11 protein-coding genes and 2 tRNA genes are annotated in these 17,077 nt (G+C 51.3%); 3 read left to right on the plus strand and 10 right to left on the minus strand.

From position 1 onward, the window contains the following. Positions 1–387 precede the first annotated feature (387 nt). Together BMW31_RS11960 and BMW31_RS11965 are read left to right on the plus strand one after the other, a co-directional pair. Positions 388–460: transfer RNA gene (locus BMW31_RS11960), tRNA-Lys, on the plus strand. A gap of 21 nt (positions 461–481) precedes the next feature. Next, positions 482–554: transfer RNA gene (locus BMW31_RS11965), tRNA-Lys, on the plus strand. Positions 555–656: 102 nt separating this feature from the next. Here BMW31_RS11965 and BMW31_RS11970 read toward each other — a convergent pair. The 10 genes from BMW31_RS11970 to BMW31_RS12015 all read right to left on the minus strand — a co-directional run bounded on the left by BMW31_RS11970 (position 657) and on the right by BMW31_RS12015 (position 16,390). Beyond that, the gene (locus tag BMW31_RS11970) at positions 657–2,540 is read right to left on the minus strand and encodes a heavy metal translocating P-type ATPase (protein WP_091826254.1); all 1,884 of its coding nucleotides are present in this window, start codon (positions 2,538–2,540) and stop codon (positions 657–659) included. Between the two features lie 300 nt (positions 2,541–2,840). Further along, the gene (locus tag BMW31_RS11975; RefSeq protein WP_091826256.1) at positions 2,841–3,173 is read right to left on the minus strand and encodes a cupin domain-containing protein; all 333 of its coding nucleotides are present in this window, start codon (positions 3,171–3,173) and stop codon (positions 2,841–2,843) included. Between the two features lie 99 nt (positions 3,174–3,272). After that, positions 3,273–6,614, minus strand: coding sequence for a TonB-dependent receptor (locus BMW31_RS11980; RefSeq protein WP_091826259.1), 3,342 nt, complete (start codon positions 6,612–6,614; stop codon positions 3,273–3,275). A gap of 101 nt (positions 6,615–6,715) precedes the next feature. Next, positions 6,716–9,964: a TonB-dependent receptor gene (locus BMW31_RS11985; RefSeq protein WP_091826261.1), complete on the minus strand. Its 3,249-nt coding sequence runs from the start codon at positions 9,962–9,964 to the stop codon at positions 6,716–6,718. A gap of 604 nt (positions 9,965–10,568) precedes the next feature. After that, positions 10,569–11,768 carry a hypothetical protein gene (locus tag BMW31_RS11990; RefSeq protein ID WP_091826263.1) on the minus strand — a complete coding sequence of 400 codons (1,200 nt, stop codon included), beginning with the start codon at positions 11,766–11,768 and terminating at the stop codon, positions 10,569–10,571. A 29-nt stretch (positions 11,769–11,797) separates the two neighbouring features. Then, positions 11,798–12,442 (minus strand): ATP-binding cassette domain-containing protein, encoded by a 645-nt coding sequence (locus BMW31_RS11995; protein ID WP_091826266.1) that lies wholly within the window; start codon positions 12,440–12,442, stop codon positions 11,798–11,800. Beyond that, complete coding sequence (locus BMW31_RS12000) at positions 12,442–13,815, minus strand: DUF4836 family protein (protein WP_091826268.1); 1,374 nt, start codon at positions 13,813–13,815, stop codon at positions 12,442–12,444. The genes BMW31_RS11995 and BMW31_RS12000 overlap by 1 nt, the downstream gene beginning before the upstream one ends. 29 nt (positions 13,816–13,844) lie before the next feature. Further along, positions 13,845–14,567: a 16S rRNA (uracil(1498)-N(3))-methyltransferase gene (locus BMW31_RS12005; RefSeq protein ID WP_091826270.1), complete on the minus strand. Its 723-nt coding sequence runs from the start codon at positions 14,565–14,567 to the stop codon at positions 13,845–13,847. Between the two features lie 5 nt (positions 14,568–14,572). Next, a complete protein-coding gene (locus tag BMW31_RS12010; RefSeq protein WP_091826273.1) occupies positions 14,573–15,121 on the minus strand; it encodes a bifunctional nuclease family protein in 549 nt (182 codons plus the stop codon). A gap of 21 nt (positions 15,122–15,142) precedes the next feature. Further along, entirely contained in the window at positions 15,143–16,390 is a 1,248-nt protein-coding gene (locus BMW31_RS12015) for a nucleoside permease (protein WP_091826275.1), read from the minus strand. A gap of 293 nt (positions 16,391–16,683) precedes the next feature. On the opposite strand from BMW31_RS12015, the gene BMW31_RS12020 reads away from it, so the two are divergent. Then, positions 16,684–17,052, plus strand: a complete 369-nt coding sequence (locus tag BMW31_RS12020; RefSeq protein WP_091826278.1) for a transposase — start codon at positions 16,684–16,686, stop codon at positions 17,050–17,052. Positions 17,053–17,077: the final 25 nt, after the last annotated feature.

A 17,077-nucleotide genomic window follows, 5' to 3' on the forward strand; every position in this document is an offset into this window, starting at 1 on the left:
ACTCCCACTGAACCGGAGGTGCTGTTTTTTCATACGAATGTACCTGATATGGCGAAGCTATCCTTCAAGCCTCTTGAAGGCATCCTTCAACGTCCTTGAACGATAGCTTCAAGAGCCTTGAAGCATAGCTGTTACCATTCCGGAAGATACCAATGGAGCTTTCTTATTGTAATACAAAGAGTTATAGAGTTTACGATTGGCAATTCAGAAAAGAGCGCAGATAAAGGCCATTTCAGCCATCCGAAGCAAGAAACAGAATGCAAGAGGAACGTTGGGCGTAAAGGACAAGTTTTTTGGAAAAAACATATCAAACATTTGGTGGTTATGAAAAAAGTAGCTACCTTTGCACTCGCAATTCGGAAATGAGCTGCCGGAAAGCTATACAATGCGCCCTTAGCTCAGCTGGTAGAGCAACTGACTCTTAATCAGTGGGTCTAGGGTTCGAGTCCCTAAGGGCGCACTTTTTTATTTGAACATCATTGCGCCCTTAGCTCAGTTGGTAGAGCAACTGACTCTTAATCAGTGGGTCTAGGGTTCGAGTCCCTAAGGGCGCACCCTTGGTGCAAGCCAATAAAAGCCAAGCAGGTTGAAATCAACTGCTTGGCTTTATTCTTATACCGACGTGAACTCGTTAATACGGGAGTTCACAACATCCTTTACACACGCAAAGCCCGCATGGCATTGAGCACTGCCAGCACCATAACGCCAACATCGGCAAACACCGCCATGCCCATGGTAGCAAGTCCGAGACCTGCCAATATCAGTACGGCAACCTTGACGGTAATGGCAAACCAGGCATTCTGTGCTGCTATGCGGAGGGTTCGGCGGGCTATTTCCACGGCTGTAACGAGCTTTGAAGGCTTGTCGTCCATCAGAACCACGTCGGCTGCCTCAATGGCCGCATCAGAACCGAGAGCACCCATGGCGATGCCCACATCGGCTCGTGCCAGCACAGGAGCATCGTTGATGCCGTCTCCCACGAATGCCAGCGTGGTGTCCTTAGCCTTCTGCTGCAGCAGTGACTCAACCCGGTTGACTTTATCGGCGGGTAAGAGAGCGGCGTGAAATTCATCTATACTCAGCTCCCGGGCTATGGACTCGGCCACAGCCTCACGGTCTCCGGTCAGCATGACCGTACGGTTTACGCCCAACGCTTTTAAGTCCGCCACAGCCTGACGGGCGTCCGGCTTCAGCTGGTCGGAGATGATGACATGGCCGGCATACATCCCATCAACAGCCACATGAATGGTTGTACCTGTCTGTTGTGCGCACAGAGGACAGTCGCTGCGGTCTGCTCCCACCTCTTCCATCAGCTGTTCGTTGCCTACACTCACCGTTCGGCCATTGACAACAGCCGTTACTCCCTTGCCTGCCAGCTCCGTCACGTGGTCAATCCGGCAGTCGTCAGCCTCGTCGGGGTATGCCTGGCGCAGTGCAGCCGCAATGGGATGGGTGGAGTATCGCTCCACATGAGCAGCCAGATGGAGCAGTTCCTTGGCGGCCATCTTGTCGGGATGAACGGCTTCTACAGCGAAAGTGCCCTTTGTAAGCGTGCCTGTTTTGTCGAAAACCACAATGCCCGCCTTGGCAAGAGTGTCCATGTAGTTGCCGCCCTTGATGAGGATACCGTGGCGGGAGGCACCGCCTATGCCGCCAAAGAAGGTGAGCGGAATGGAAATAACGAGTGCACACGGACAGCTCACAACCAAGAAGGTAAGCGCCCGATAGAGCCACGTGGGGAACGCCGCGGCATAACTGGCGGCAAAGAACGGCGGCAGGAAGGCCAGCGCAAGGGCCAGGAAGACCACGATAGGGGTATAGATACGGGCAAACCGGGTAATGAAACTCTCGCTGCGCGACTTGTTTGCGCCGGCATTTTCAACCAGGTTGATAATCTTGGAGACAGTAGATTCGCCGAAACTCTTGGTTACCTGCACTTTCAACAGCCCCGAGAGATTGATGCAACCCGAAATAACTTCATCCCCGGGAGCCACACTGCGAGGCAGGCTTTCACCCGTCAGGGCCACTGTGTTGAGGCTCGAACGGCCGTCGAGCACCACTCCATCCAGGGGAATCTTCTCCCCCGGCTTTACAATAATGGTTTCCCCTACCCCTACAGTCTGCGGAGCAACGGGCTCCACGGCACCATTACGCTCTACGTTGGCAACGTCCGGACGGATGTCCATCAGCTCGGCAATGTTGTCGCGGCTCTTGTCTTCGGCATAATCTTCGAACAGTTCGCCTACCTCGAAGAACAACATCACGAAGACGGCCTCAACGAATTGCGGCTCTGCTCCGGGCAGAAAACCGATGAGCAGTGCACCTATCGTGGCAATGCTCATGAGCAGGTTCTCGTCGAAAGGGTCGCCCTCGCTGATGCCCTCCCATGCTTCGGCAAGCACACCGTAGCCAACGAGGAGGTAAGGTACAAGGTAAACAAGCAGCAACTGCCACATGGGCAGCTGCAAATATCGCTCCACCAGCCACGCGCCGAGGAGCAGGACGGAGGAGAGAATAATTCTCAGTAACTTTCTGTTCATATCGTGTTCATTTTTTGTTTCCGGCTACAAAGGTAACGTAAAAAGGTTGCAACCGGGTTGCAAACTGCAATCTCAGGGCCAAAAACGAGCCAGGCATGTAACCATGTTGCGGTTACACGCCTGGCCGGTTAAGTCAATTCTACTTCTCAAACCTCACAAGCTAAGGTACAGAAAGCATGCTTCGGGAACTTTCGACAAGTGTCGCACGATTGTTAGGCAAGTGTCACACAATCGTGCGACACTTGTCAAAACTTCATTCAGACGTCTTTCAACTTCCCGAGACGGGATTTCTTTCGCCCTTTAATGGTGCTCCGGCACTACGGCAAAATAGGTAACATCTTCCGCAGTGAGGTTTTCCATATAGTGGCTGTGGCCCATCGGACAATAATGCACCTGCCCTGCAACAGCCTCCTCTACCTTATCATCGTAATGGAAAGTCAGCTTACCACGCAGTACATAAATAATCTCGCAGTTCTGGTCGTGCGAATGGAGACCGCTGCTGGCACCGGGCTTGAGCGTGGAATACATAATCTTGCATTTCTCGTCCGCGTAGTTACGGGTATCCAACTCGCCCTTTCCGCCCTTAAAACCGAAGATCTGCTCTTCGTTCAGCTCGTCAAAATCAATAATCATCGTGCAGTGTTTTAAATGTTCTGCCGGCAAAGATACTAAAAAAAGGGCATCCACAAGAAGTGAATGCCCTATATTTAGGCTTGGTGCCGATAAATACCATTAGTTGAAATAGTATTTTACGCCAATCTGAAGTTTCCAACATTCGGTGTAATTACGGTTGAAGCTCCAGGTCTCAGTGGGTGCCATACCATTGGCATCCTTGGCCATTGAGAAATAAGGAACGCCGTTCTGAACCTTGTCAATCGACAGTATCTGCCCGCCGAAGCTGTTGTTCATGTTCTTTGTAACACCCCACTTGGAGTTGAACAGGTTGCCGATGTTCTCAATGTTGGCACTCAGCTCGAGCTTGTGATGCGTGCTTCCGATGTTGAGAGTGAAGTCGTGAGCCCAGCGGAAGTCGAAACGGTGAACCCACGGAGCACGTGCCGAATAAGCCTCGGCATACTCGCCCTTATGGTTCTTTAGGTACTTGTCCTGGTTTACATAATTCCAGAAGAGTTCGCGGTCGGACTCTTTGGTGAACTGAATTTCGTCATCATTGGCCGGAATATACATCAAGTCGTTGCTGATACCGTCGCCGTTGATGTCGCCCTTGTAGAAGTAGCTGTAGCCTGCTGGGCTGTAGCCCTGATAGAAGAGGCTGAAATGATCGTGCTTCATCCAGGTATAATCAATGCTGGCAATGATGCGGTCAGGGATAACATAGGCCGAGTTCTGCACCTTGCCGTAGTTGGGTCCGTCGACAGTATAGAGCCCCGACCATGCCGAAGAGGCGTTGGAACCGGGCATACCCGAAATTTCCTTCATCACCGTGTGCGTGTAGGCAGCCATGATGTGCAAGTCTTCTATCGGCTCCAGGTTGGTGGTTAAGTTGAAAGTATAGCCGTATCCTTTGTGCGTATTGGTCAATACGCAGGCATCGCTGATGTTGTTATAGTATCTCATGGATGACGGATAGAGCATGCGGTCGTCGGCTCCGCTCAATCTGCTCCAGTTGGCACGGTCGCTGCCATTGATGTTGTAGTTCTCCAGCAGCACGTCGTTTATCTTCTTGGTGTAGGTAAACTCGGCCGTAGCTGTCCACGGGAAGCTGACGGGAATTACATAGTCAACGGCAACGGAGCTCTTCCATACCTGCGGCATCTTGAAGTTCCGGTCTACGCCGGCAAGCGTTGAAGGCAGCACACCCTGTTCAGGAGTGATGGTAGTAGGAGTACCCAAGTGGGCAATAATCTCGTTGCGGTCGGTTACGATGCCGCCCTTGAATTTCTCCAGACGGGGGTCGGAGTAGGTTGCAACACCCTTGTTGTCGCCCTCATAACGAGTTACAGCAAAGACGCGGTTCTGTATCATGCCGGAGTTTGTGGGCATGTTGGTGAAGAAAACGAGCGGCAGGCGGCCGGCAAAGAGGCCCGTTCCGCCACGCACCTTGAGCGAGTTGTTGCCAAATACATCCCAGGAGAAGCCTACGCGGGGCGAAACCTGAATGTTGGTTTTGGGCCACTTGCCGGTGTCGATGTGGCGACCGCCGAAATCGAGTGCGCTGATGGCATTGTTTGTCATGATGTCATCATTGTTGAAAGTGATGTTATCAAAACGGATGCCGCCAGTGAGCTTGAGCTTGTTGTTTACATTCCACTCGTCTTGCAGATAAAGGCCGTACTGATTGAACTGAACCTGCACGTTCGGATTGTTTTGTCCGTTATACCCGTAGTCCATGCAGACGGCTTCGGGAGCTGCGCCGTTTATCAGGTCGTCAACCGACCGGTAACGGTAATATCCCGTTCCGCCACGCATGTAGGCGTTGTTGGCCAGCTGGTGTTCAAAGTTGAATCCGGCCGTTACTTTGTGATTGCCGGCATACCAAGTGAAGTTATCAGTAATGGTAGTAACCTTGTTCTGCACCTTATTATTATAGGTGAAGAGCTCGTAACCCAAGCTCATGTAAGGCTCCAGCGTCTGTTTGATGTTGTAGCCTCCATAGTCCACGGCGATGTTATTGCCATTTCTGAAAGATTGGAAGGTGCCAGTTTCATAGCCGTTCATGATGTCTATGAAAGGAAAGTCGGAAGAGTTGCTGCCTCGAACGTCCTCTATATTAGAATAGGTGAAAAGCAACTGGTTGGCAAACTTGCTGCCAAAGCGGCTGTTCAGGTCGGCACTCACGGTCGTTATCTTGTTATCCATAGAGTACATGGAGTTGGCAAAGGCCATGGAATACTGACTCATGCGGTCCATTCCGCGGAGTCGGTAACCCGTATCGGACGAGTTTCCGTTCACGGCGTTCCATGCCGTGTTCTTGGTATGGTTCAACCGCACGGCCAGGTGGTGTGCATCGGTAATGTTCCAGTCAACACGAGCCAGGACTTTCAGGTTGTCCTCGTCGGCCGGAAAGCTGTTATACGAACCCGTATCGTAGCCATAATGGTCGCGCATGAACTGCTGTACTCGCTGCATGTCGGCAATAGAAGTGCGGGAAATATAGTCATTACCATGAGCTATACCATCCTCTGATGCCCTCCAACGGTTGGCTATAGAAGGAACCTTGCTGTATTCAAGGTTTCCGAAGAAGAAGAGCTTGTCCTTGATAATCGGCCCGCCCAACGTAAAACCGTAGGTAGTGTTACGCACGGTGCCACGTTCGCCAAGGTCGGCATGGTCAACCCGGTTGCCGTGCATGTTCTCATTGTTGTGATAAATGTAGGCAGTACCTCTGAAAGTATTGGTACCCGACTTTGTTACAGCATTGATGCCACCGCCAATGAAATTGCTCTGACGAACGTCGAACGGGGACACCACGACCTGAATTTCATCAATGGCATCCAGCGAGATAGGCGAACCGCCGCCCGGTAAGGAGGAAGTCAAGCCAAAATTGTTGTTCATGTTGGCACCGTCGAGCGTAAAGTTCGTAGAACGACCATCACCTCCCGCAAAGCTCATTCCGTTGGCATAAGGCGACAGACGGGCTATATCGGTGATGCTGCGCGTTGCCGTCGGCATGCCCTGAATTTGTACATTGGAGATGTTTGTGGTTGCTCCTGTCTTCTCGGCAGCAAACTTTGAGGCCTTGGCACTTACCACCACTTCGCTCAACTGCGTAGCATCTTCGGACAGCCAAAGGTTGAGATTGTACGTTTCTCCAAGCTGGAGCGTTACGTCTTTCATCGTTTTAGTCTGGTAGCCGATGTAAGAAACCGTTACCGAGTAAGGTCCTCCGGGGCGCATACCCTGAATGTTGAAACGTCCGTCGACATTGGAAACGGCCATGTACCTTGTTCCCGAAGGTTCGTGAACAACCTGAATGGTTGCTCCAACCACTTCTTCACCGCCTGCGTTGTCCAATGTCACTTTTCCACTCATGGCCGATGTTGTTATCTGAGCTTGCAAACCAGCAGCAAACAACATCAGCATGGTAACCAGAAAGAACAATCTTTTCTGCATAACTTTTTGTTTTTGATTTAGTTAAAAAATTAATTTATTACTCCTTGTTATATATACCAAAAACGGAAACCCGATAAAGGGGTCTCCGTCCTGGAATGATTTTAGAAAGTGTATTTTAAGCCTATCTGGCCACGCCAGCGTGAATAATAGTCGCTGTAAGTGCGCGCTGCGTAGCCGCCGGTAAACTGGTAAACGCCGCCACCCTGGTAGTTAACGGGGCTATAGTAGATACCGAAGCCGTCGCCATAGGTGTGTCCCCAGTCCTTGTTGAGCAGGTTACCCACGTTGATAACATCGAAACTCAGCTCCAGAGAGTTAATCTGGCCGCCAACTTTAAAGCTGTACTTCTGTGCGAAGTGAACGTCAAAGTGATGTTCGAAAGCCAAATTGTCTGCATAACGCTTGAAGTATTGACCGCGATGATCCCTCATATAAGAGTCGCTTCCAACCCACAGCTTCATCAACTGCCGCTGCATGTCTTCCGTCAGCTTTTTATCACTTGGGCCGTCACCAAAGAGCTGGTTCGACAAGTAGTTCTTGTTGTACGATGTCGGCTCAAATCTCATCTTGTCAATCTGCTCGTCCGTAGGAATGTAGAACAAGTCGTTACCATCGGCACCGTCACCATTTACATCGCCGCGGTAATAGATTGTGTAGGGCGAACCGCTCTTGGCCTGATAAATTACGCCAAGGGTAGTGAGCCATTGTTTCTGCGATCCGTACTTAACATGATAGTAGGCGCTGGCCTGAATACGATGAGGCACGTTGAAAGCGCTGTTGCCAACCTCGGGATCGTTAGGATTCCTGTACGTGTAATTGTATCTCCAGTTACTCTCGGCAACAGAAGAACTACCGTTGTTAACGGCCGTTGAATGTGCCCAGGTATAGCTTGCCATCAGGTCGAGACCGAAGTCAAAATGCTTTTCGGCCTTCAGCGAGAGGTTAACTGTATATCCTTTAGAGGTGTTGTAAAGGCCGTAAATCTTGGTAAAGGCCGTTCCGTTGGTTACACGTTCAAACATCGGACGGTTATCCCACGAATATCCGGAAGTCTCGGCATAGGTCTTTCCCGTCATGTCATAGGCCAGGTTCTTGTAGAGAATGTCGTTCAGCGTCTTGGAGTAGATGGCTTCCGCAGTCCAGTCTATGCCGAGAAGACGGAAGTCGACACCAAGATTGAACCGCAGGTTCTGGGCAAACTTAAAGTGGCGGTCGTACACATTGACCACCTGGCTGCCCGAAGCCGTCAGCTTATCCTCATTGGGTTGCTGATTGTTAGGATTGAGCAAGAACTCAAGTCCGGCAGTTTTAGAAGTGTCGAACGACGACATCTGGATGCCGGTATTCTGGAAGTTGTTGCTTATCCACACAAACGGAATGCGACCGGTGAAGATGCCGGCACCGCCGCGGACTATCAGCGAGCGGTCGCCATTTACATCCCAGCGGAAGCCGAGACGCGGACTGAACAAGGGAGAGCTGGAGAGACGATAGTCTGTCTTTACATTCCATCGGCTGGCAGCGTACTCGTTAAAGGGCTTGTTGGCCACGGGAGTGTCGAAGAACACGGGGATATCAACACGCAAGCCATACGTAAACTGGAAGTTGTTGGTAACGTCCCACTTATCCTGCGCATAGAAGCCGAGCTGTGCCGTACCGAACTTAATCTTCCACCTCGGGTCTCCCGTCACTTCCGTATTGGCGTGACCGTAGCGGTACTGCTTCATATAAGAAACCGTGGGAGACACATTCCCGGCCATGTAATCGGTATAGTACTGGTTAAACTTGTCGTAAGATGCGAAGTAATAAGTTCCGTAGATATCCTGTATAAACAAGTTCGCAAAGTGATAAAGCTCGTTATGCGTACCAAAGGTAAAGGTATGATTGCCCTTGTACCACGTCAGGTTGTCCTCTATGGTCCATATATCCTGGTCCAGACTGTTGGCCATCGACGAGCGCTCGTTGCCTATGTACACCGTTCCGCCGCCCACGCCTTCGATGCTTATCATGGGGAATGGCGAGGCAACATCGCGCTTGTCGCGCACCCGAACATACGAAGCTCTGAACTCGTTGCTCACAACAGGCGAGATACGGCTCTGAAGTTCGGCTGTAAAAGAATTGGTAACATTCTTGAACGGGTAGCTGTAATGGTTGTCGACAATAGTTTTCGCGCCTCCTGTATTGTTCAGTGTGCTTGCGCTGATAATGCTCCAGCGCACCGATGCCTTGTTAAACTCGTTGATGTTCCAGTCCAGTTTAACGCCTCCTTTATCGCTCTTGGTGTAGATATCGGGCGAAACATAGGCGCCGTTGTACTCAAATCCCTGTTTCTGAGCCATCTCCTTGACGTGTGCCAAGGCATCTTTTGCCTGGTCGGCATCCACATTCGACATTTCTGAACCTATGCCGTAGAGGTCAGGATAGGTCTTGTTGGCCTTCTCGTAGTTGACAAAGAAGAACAGCTTGTCCTTTACAATCGGGCCGCCCAGGGTTACACCCACGTTATATTCATTCTGGTCGTTGTACTTCTTGGCATATCCGGAGCCATCGGCCAGGGCATATTTCCTGCCGATAATGCTCTCGTTATTGCCGTAGAAGTAGGCAGAACCATGGAACTGATTGGTACCGCTCTTGGTGATGGCATTGATGGCGCCGCCGGTAAATCCGCTCTGGCGCACGTCGAAGGGGGCAACATTAATCTGAATCTGCTCTATCGTCTCCATCGAAACGGGCTGCGAACCGGCCTGTCCGCCGTTGGAACCGCTGGCAGCGAGGCCGAACACGTCGTTGTTCATAGCTCCGTCAATCATGAAAGAGTTATAACGGTTGTTCACGCCGGCAAAAGACATCACGCCGCTATTGGTGGTTGAGAGCTGCGGATTGAGCCGGGCCACGTCGGCAATACCGTGCGAGATGCTCGGCATGTCGTTAATCTGTGCAGCGCTCATGCTCGTTGCGGCGCCGGTTTTCGTGGCATTCACGCCTGCCATGCCCTGCACCACGACTTCCTGCAGCTGCTGGGCATCTTCCTCAAGCGAGCAAGAAAGGTTTGCAGTCTCGCCCAGCTGAAGGTTTATTCCGTCGAAAGTTTTCGTTTGATGGCCAAGATACGAAATCTCTACCTTATAGGGGCCACCAACGCGCATACCCTGAATCGTGTAGCGACCGTCTACGTTCGTAACGGCACGGTAAACGGTTCCTGAAGGCTGGTGGGTAGCAGTAACGGTTGCGCCGATGACATCTTCGCCCATCGTAGTAACCTTGCCGCTAATACCAGATGTTGTAATCTGAGCCAGGACAGATGTTGCACTAAGCATCAACATCATGACCAAGAGATGCAATCTTCTCTGCATAGCTTTTAGTATAATTTTAATTAATTGCACAGGTGTAACATGCTGCACATTCGTTCATGCTGCAAATTTAAGTAAAACTTTCCATATATTTGTTACGAAAATGTGAAAATATATCTTTGGGGCATAAGAATACAGACAAAAACGGGAAAAAGGAAAGAAAGGATTTGTGTGGAATCAGGGCCGGGGAGAATGTCCCGGCAGTTCTGATTGCCATATTTCCGGAGCCACGAAGCTATGCTCCCGCTGCTCAAACGGGCTACTGAGAGTTGTCGTCGAGGTGCCAACAGGATGTCATTTGGTATGAAGGTGAACGTCCGTCGAATGTCTCACTATCGTAGTGAGATGGCCTCACTGTCGTAGTGAGATGGCCTCACTGTCGTAGTGAGATGGCCTCACTATCGTAGTGAGATGGCCTCACTATCGTAAAGAGATGGCCTCACTATCGTAGTGAGATGGCCTCACTATCGTAGTGAGATGGTCTCACTATCGTAAAGAGATGGCCTCCTTGAACTTTTGACACGTGTCGCATAATCGTTTGACAAGTGTCACACAATCGTGCGACACTTGTCGAAAGTTCCAGACCGCATCATTCAAGCACCCTATATCATTCCTTCCGCCACCATATCCGCATTATCTTGCGGCGTATGGCCAGCACATTTAACAGACTCACCACCGTCAGCAGCCCGGCTCCAACCATCAATGACGGCAGTACGGTACCCTCGTCGAGCTGCGGGAACAGCGTTTCCAGCATCGGCAGATACTGCCCGCGCACGGCAAGAAGCAACAACAAGGCTATCATCAGAACCACTGCATTCAGTGCCAGTGTAAGCATCTGGTACGGGAAGGCTACCTGTCGCGGCGAGTAGCCTATCAAGAGCAGGTTCTCCAGTTTCGACGAGTTCTTCTGCACAAGCAGGTAGATGCTCAGCATCAGGATATAGAAACTCAGCACGGAAATAACCAGTCCCACCGCCATTACCATAGACACGACCAGCTTCAGAAAGTAGGTCGTTTTCTCTGCATTCAGCTTGTCGGTATCCACTTCGTACCCCTTGCTGTCAATGTACTGTGCTATGCGCTCGTCGGCAGGGCTTTTTACTTCCATTATCAACCGCGTTGGCGCCGCCTTGTCCTGTGGGGCATAGCGGCCGTTGCTCCACTCCATGAAGCTGCGGGGCACGAGGATGGAGTTCAGTCTGCTTGAGAAACCAATCACCTTGCCCGTATATTGCTCCTGCAGTCCGTTGCCGCGGACAAACAGCTTGAAGTCTATCAGGCCCACCAAGCCGTCGGAAATCTTCGGCAGCGAGTGGCTCTGGGCAAATCCGAAGTTATACATTGTTATATAGGAGCGCGGCAGGATGATGGGCACAACTTTGCTGCCGGGCAGGAACTTCCACTGGTCAAGGCTTACGTCAACGAACTCATCGGGCACGCTCTCTATCGGTAGCTCGGAGTTCAGCACGTTGGTACCGTTTATGCCCATAGCTGCATCTATCTTGTAGCCGGCCGACGTAAAGGTGCCTACCGACTTCACAAACGGCTGCCCCTCCACATCTGTCATCTCGGCGGCCGTAAACGTGTTGGCGTTGGCCGACAAGATGCTGCTTGTTCCAATCCGTTTGCTCACGATGATGTAGTCGGCCTTCATGAAACTATCATCCGAAGTAAAAACCGGAAGCACGTCTCTGTAGAACTGATAGCCGAGCAGCACGATGAGCAAACCAAACAAATTGGCAAAGAAGAAGCCCACAAACTGGGGAATGCTCACATGCTGCCGTAACAGCTTCCATACCAAATTCATATCTTATTCTCCACTTTTCAAATTACAATTCAGAGTCTGAACACCCGCTCGTAGTCCAGGTTCATGTGCTTGCCGATGCTGGTCACGATGACGGCGGCACCCTGGCGCCTGGCTTCGGCCAGCATGATGTCGGCCATCACCCGGCTGTTCTTGTCGTCCAGATGGCTGATAGGCTCATCGGCAATGATGAAGTCGAACGGCTGCACCAGTGCCCTTATCATGGCTACACGCTGCTGCTGGCCAAACGACATGCGGCCTATCTTGGCGTTGAGTTTGTCGCTCAGGCCCAGCATGTCAAACCATTCGAGTATCTGCTCACGCGACTTGAAGCCCGTCAGTTTGTTCTTTATCTCCACGTTCTCCAGTGCCGTGAGCTCCGGAAAGAGCCTCAGCTCCTGGAACAGATGGCCTAAATGGCGCTGCCTCACGTCAACCCAATCGCTTACTTGAAAGCTGCCGACGTTTCGTTTGTCGAACAGAATGCTGCCGCTGTAATCGTGACGGTAGCCTGCCACATAGCTGCAAAAGGTGCTCTTGCCCATTCCCGAGTCGGCCTCAATGAGGTACAAATGGCCTTTCTCGAACGTAATGTCATGCTTCCAGACATCAGAATTCAGTTCTTCACGCTGGGAGAAAACCTGCGGAAGAACATTTTTAAACTCTATCTTTTCCATTATTTCATGCAGAACACTATCATGTCAACATCTCCGATAACAGGCTTCAAGATCTTTGCCGCTTCTTTATGGGCACCCAGAATGCCATCCATGCCGGCTATCATGCAGAGATGCTTGCCCGCAATAACGGCCTGCAAGGCCGGCGGCAATTGCAAGGCATGCGGCGTGTTGCCGCGGTTCGAGGGCCTGAAAGGCGAGCTTTCAAGGTAGAACTCCTCATCGGGAGTAAAGCCGAAGTCGAAGTTCAGGTCTGGTCCCGTAAGGCGATAGCTGCCCCGCTGGCCTGTTATCTTGGTGCCGGCTGGGCACGATGACTTCCAATAATCTACATCTTGGGCCACCTTCACGTCACCTAATTCGGCCACCATGTCTATCAGCGGCTTATCTTCAGACCCGCCGCGAACTGCTATAAACATGTCTCCGTTGATGCTCCTGATGATGTTATCCATGTCAATCGTGGTGTTCACACCGGCCAGCAAGCCCTGCATGCCCGGGTTGGCCTGCAGCAAACGGATGTATGTACGGCCGTCTACGTTCATGAAAATGCCCAGAGGGTCGCCCTCATACAGCCGCTGCCTGTACACTCCTTTGATGGGGCGGTATGACTTGCGGGCCTCCGTCAGGGCTATATTGATGCGCTTGCTGAACGAGAAAGTTTCGCCTTCCATGTACAGAACCTGCTTTCCGCCTATCTCCTTTAGGGTTGCCCCAACAGCCAACAGCACCTGCGAGGGGTCGGCATCGGCCGGTGCACCTATGGTGAACGGTAACATGAAGTTATCGGGAAGTGCCTGGGCCTGAGCAACAAAGGCCATAGGCGACCGGATGGAGTCCAACTTATCGAACATGGGTGTTGCCTTTACGCCGTGTTCCTCGTCTTGAGCCAGAAGTTTACTCATCCGGTTTCTCAATTCCGCCTGTGCCTCGGGTACAGCCGGGCCCATCACAAGCAGCGCATTGTCCGAATAACCTGCCACCCAGTTATCATTGATAACGACAAACCGGAAGCCTCTTCGTTCGGGCAGATTGGTGCACACTCCCTTATCTGACAAGTCCTTAAAAAGGCTGCGTAAGTCGTCAGCATCGCCCACTCTGGCACATAATCCGAGGTTTCCGTCAGGCGCTTCGAATAAATAAACCTTCTCCTTAAAGTCGATGCCCGTCTTTTCCAGGTCTGTTACATGGAGCAAGTTCTTGAGTAATGACAGGTTTCCGGCGGTGCCGGTTTTGCTTGCAGCTACGGCCAAAAGTGCCTTGCAGTCTTGCGGAACGGCATCAACGTAATCGCCGCTCGAGCAAGACGCCAGCGCTGCAATTAATGACATGAACATCCACATGCGAAGAGCGGAAGTTCTGAAAATAGCTTTTTTCATGAAAAATCTTGTTTTACCAGCCTCCCGTTCTACAGCCTTTTCGCCAGTTGTGACATGACTACGGCCATCAGTCCGGCCGTTTCCGTGCGCAGCCGTGCATCGCCCAAGGTAACAGGTTCATAGCCGCAGGCCATTGCCTTTTCAACTTCGTCGACGGAGAAGTCGCCCTCCGGGCCCACCATAACGGTAACTTCATCATCTACAACCATTTGTTGCAATTCGGTATATAAATCCTTTCGAGGTATTTCATCATAGCAATGGGCTATGAACTTGCGCCCGGGACGCGGTTGGGAAACAAACTCCGAGAATGAAATCAGCTCGTTTACAAGGGGCTTCCAGGGCTTTCGGCTCTGCTTTACGGCCGAAACGACAATCTTCTCAAGCCGTGGCACACGCAGCACTTTACGTTCGGAGAACTTGCAATTCAGAAAAGTAACCTCGTCAAAACCTACCTCCGTGGCCTTTTCTACCATCCACTCCATGCGCTCCATCATCTTAGTGGGAGCTATGGCCAAATGGATACGGCCCTTCCATGCCTTCTGTTGCGGCAGCTTCTCCATGATGCGATACGTGCAGCGATGCGCTGCGGCAACGGCGACCTCGGCTCGGAAGAAGTTGCCCGCACCGTCCATCAGATACATTTCGTCGCCTCCCGCCAGCCTGAGAACTTTTACTGCGTGCACCGCTTCTTCCTGCGGAAGCTCCGTCTGGTTCTCTGCATCGGGAACAAAGAAATACCGTGTTTCCTTCATTTCAATTAGTTACGCTTTTTCCTGCGGTTTATCTCATCGCGCAGATACGATGCCAGTTCATAGTTTTCGGCCTCAACGGCTTTGTCCAAAGCCGACTGCAGCATCTCGTCACTCAACGTATTGACCGGCAGCGAGATACCACTGGAGCCCTGGGTATACTCCACACTCTGCTTTGCCATGAGCCGCTCGTCGATATAAACGGGCAAACCACTGATATAGGCAAGCAGAACGGCATCGCTGGCACGTATGGGTATCTGCTGTAAAGTAATGTCGTTGCAAAGCAGCGCGCGATACTGTCCGTCAATCAAATCATGTATCAGTATCTCGTATCTGCCGTCACCGTCGCTCGTCAATGCTTGCCACAGCACCTCGGGCAGCAGTGCGGAGACATCTGTCCTGCCCGATATGCGCAGTCCGAACTGAAAGAGCATGTTCCTGTCGCAGGCAATGGAAAGCTGCCGGCTCTCGTCTTCATCTACAAGAACGAGCAAACCCACGTCATCAGTTCCCTTGATTTCGGAAACGCTCTTGAACTTTAATCTGACCTTATTCAATTTATCTGTTCCTCCTGTTCTTTATATCTCAACCTCGTGCTTCTTAGGTCTGAACATCAGTGCGAAGCTCAATCCCACCACGAGAGCATAGGCGGCGAAGATATACCAGCACGTTTGCCAGTCGGTAACGCCGCCTACCGTGTGAGTATTTACAATGGCCTGAGCCGAGAGAGTGCCCACGGTAGCACCGATGCCATTGGTCATCAGCATGAACAGTCCCTGCGCACTGGAACGCAGTGCTGGGTCGGTTGACTGGTCGACAAACAGCGAGCCGGAAATATTGAAGAAGTCGAAAGCAACTCCGTAGACTATCATCGACAAGACAAACATCCACACGCCGCTGCCCGGGTTGCCGGCACCGAAAAGTCCGAACCGCAGCACCCAGGCAAACATGGCTATGAGCATGACGTTCTTAATGCCGTATCGCTTCATGAAGAACGGTATGAGCAGGATGCAGCAAGTTTCGCTTATCTGCGATAGGGATATCAGGATGTTGGCATGGTTCACGCCAAACGTGCCGGCATACTCGGGTATATCCTTGAAGCTGGTGATAAAAGGATTGGCAAAACCGTTGGTTATCTGCAGGCTGACACCCAGCAACATGGAGAATATAAAGAAGATAGCCATCTTCTTCTGCTTGAACAACGTGAAGGCTCGCAGGCCGAACGCATCGACCATACTCTTAGTTTCGCCGCCGGCATTGGTCTTGCAATGAGGCAACGTAAAGGTGTACAGAAACAGCAGAATACTCACAGCACCTGACGTGATAAACTGATTATGGTTGGGCTGAAATCCCATGAGGTCGACAAACCACATGGTACAAATGAAGCCTATCGTGCCGAACACGCGGATAGGAGGAAAGTCTTTCACCGTATCCAGGCCCGCCTGGGTGAGCGAGAAGTAAGCAACGGAATTACTCAACGCGAGCGTTGGCATGTAGAAAGCCACGCTCAGCGAGTAGAGGGTGAATAAAGTGGAGAACGAAACCGCATGGCCCGCATGTACGGCATAGTACGAGGCACCGAACATAAAGATACCCGCCACCAGATGGCACAGGCCGAGCAGGCGCTGCGCCGGAATCCAGCGGTCGGCTATGATGCCCATGATGGCAGGCATGAAGATGGAAACAATGCCCTGCATGGCGTAAAACCAGCCGATGTTCTGAGCCAATCCTATCTGGACGAGATATGTTCCCATAGAGGTGAGATAGGCTCCCCACGCAGCGAACTCCAGGAAGTTCATGGCTGCCAAGCGTACTTTAAGATTCATTCTTCAGATGTTTTAATTTTGATTGCAAATATAAGTATTTTAGTTGAAAGCGAAAAATAAATCGGCTTTTCTTTCCATATAATCATAACGGCAGCAGAAAGTTGAAGCCTACGCAACAAACCCGAAGTAACCTGTCTGACCCGGAAAGTGCTCTGGAAGCGAGTATAAACAATAATGCCTCCTCCTGTTCCGGTGGCAGATTGGAGGAAATTCCTCTACTCCACATCTGCTTTTCACAGTGACCTGTACTGAATAAGTTGACAGTTTACATCAAACAAAAAAAGTAAAAAGTCATGAAACAGTACAATGAAATCGAAAAACTAGAGTTATTACGTCGGTACCTCACGAGTGGCCTGTCGATACGCGCCTTTTCCACAAATGCCGGCATTCCCGTGGCGACATTCTTCGGATACCTCCGCGCGTACGGCCACCCCGACAACTCATCAATTCCCTTGCTTATGAAACACGAAGAACTGCCAACCACGCTCGACGAACTTCGCGCCCAGCTGCTCGAGGAACGCAAGGCGCATGAAGCTGAACTGAAGCGCCTGAAGAAGGAACTGGCTCAGGAGAAACTCCGCTGCCTGGCCACTTCCACGATGATAGACCTGGCCGAGAAGAAGTTCAACATCCGTATCCGAAAAAAATCCGATGCCAGGTAATCACTGCCCTGTCTCAGAGCGGGGA

Source organism: Prevotella sp. kh1p2, assembly GCF_900111525.1.
In the GTDB taxonomy this organism is placed as follows: domain Bacteria; phylum Bacteroidota; class Bacteroidia; order Bacteroidales; family Bacteroidaceae; genus Prevotella.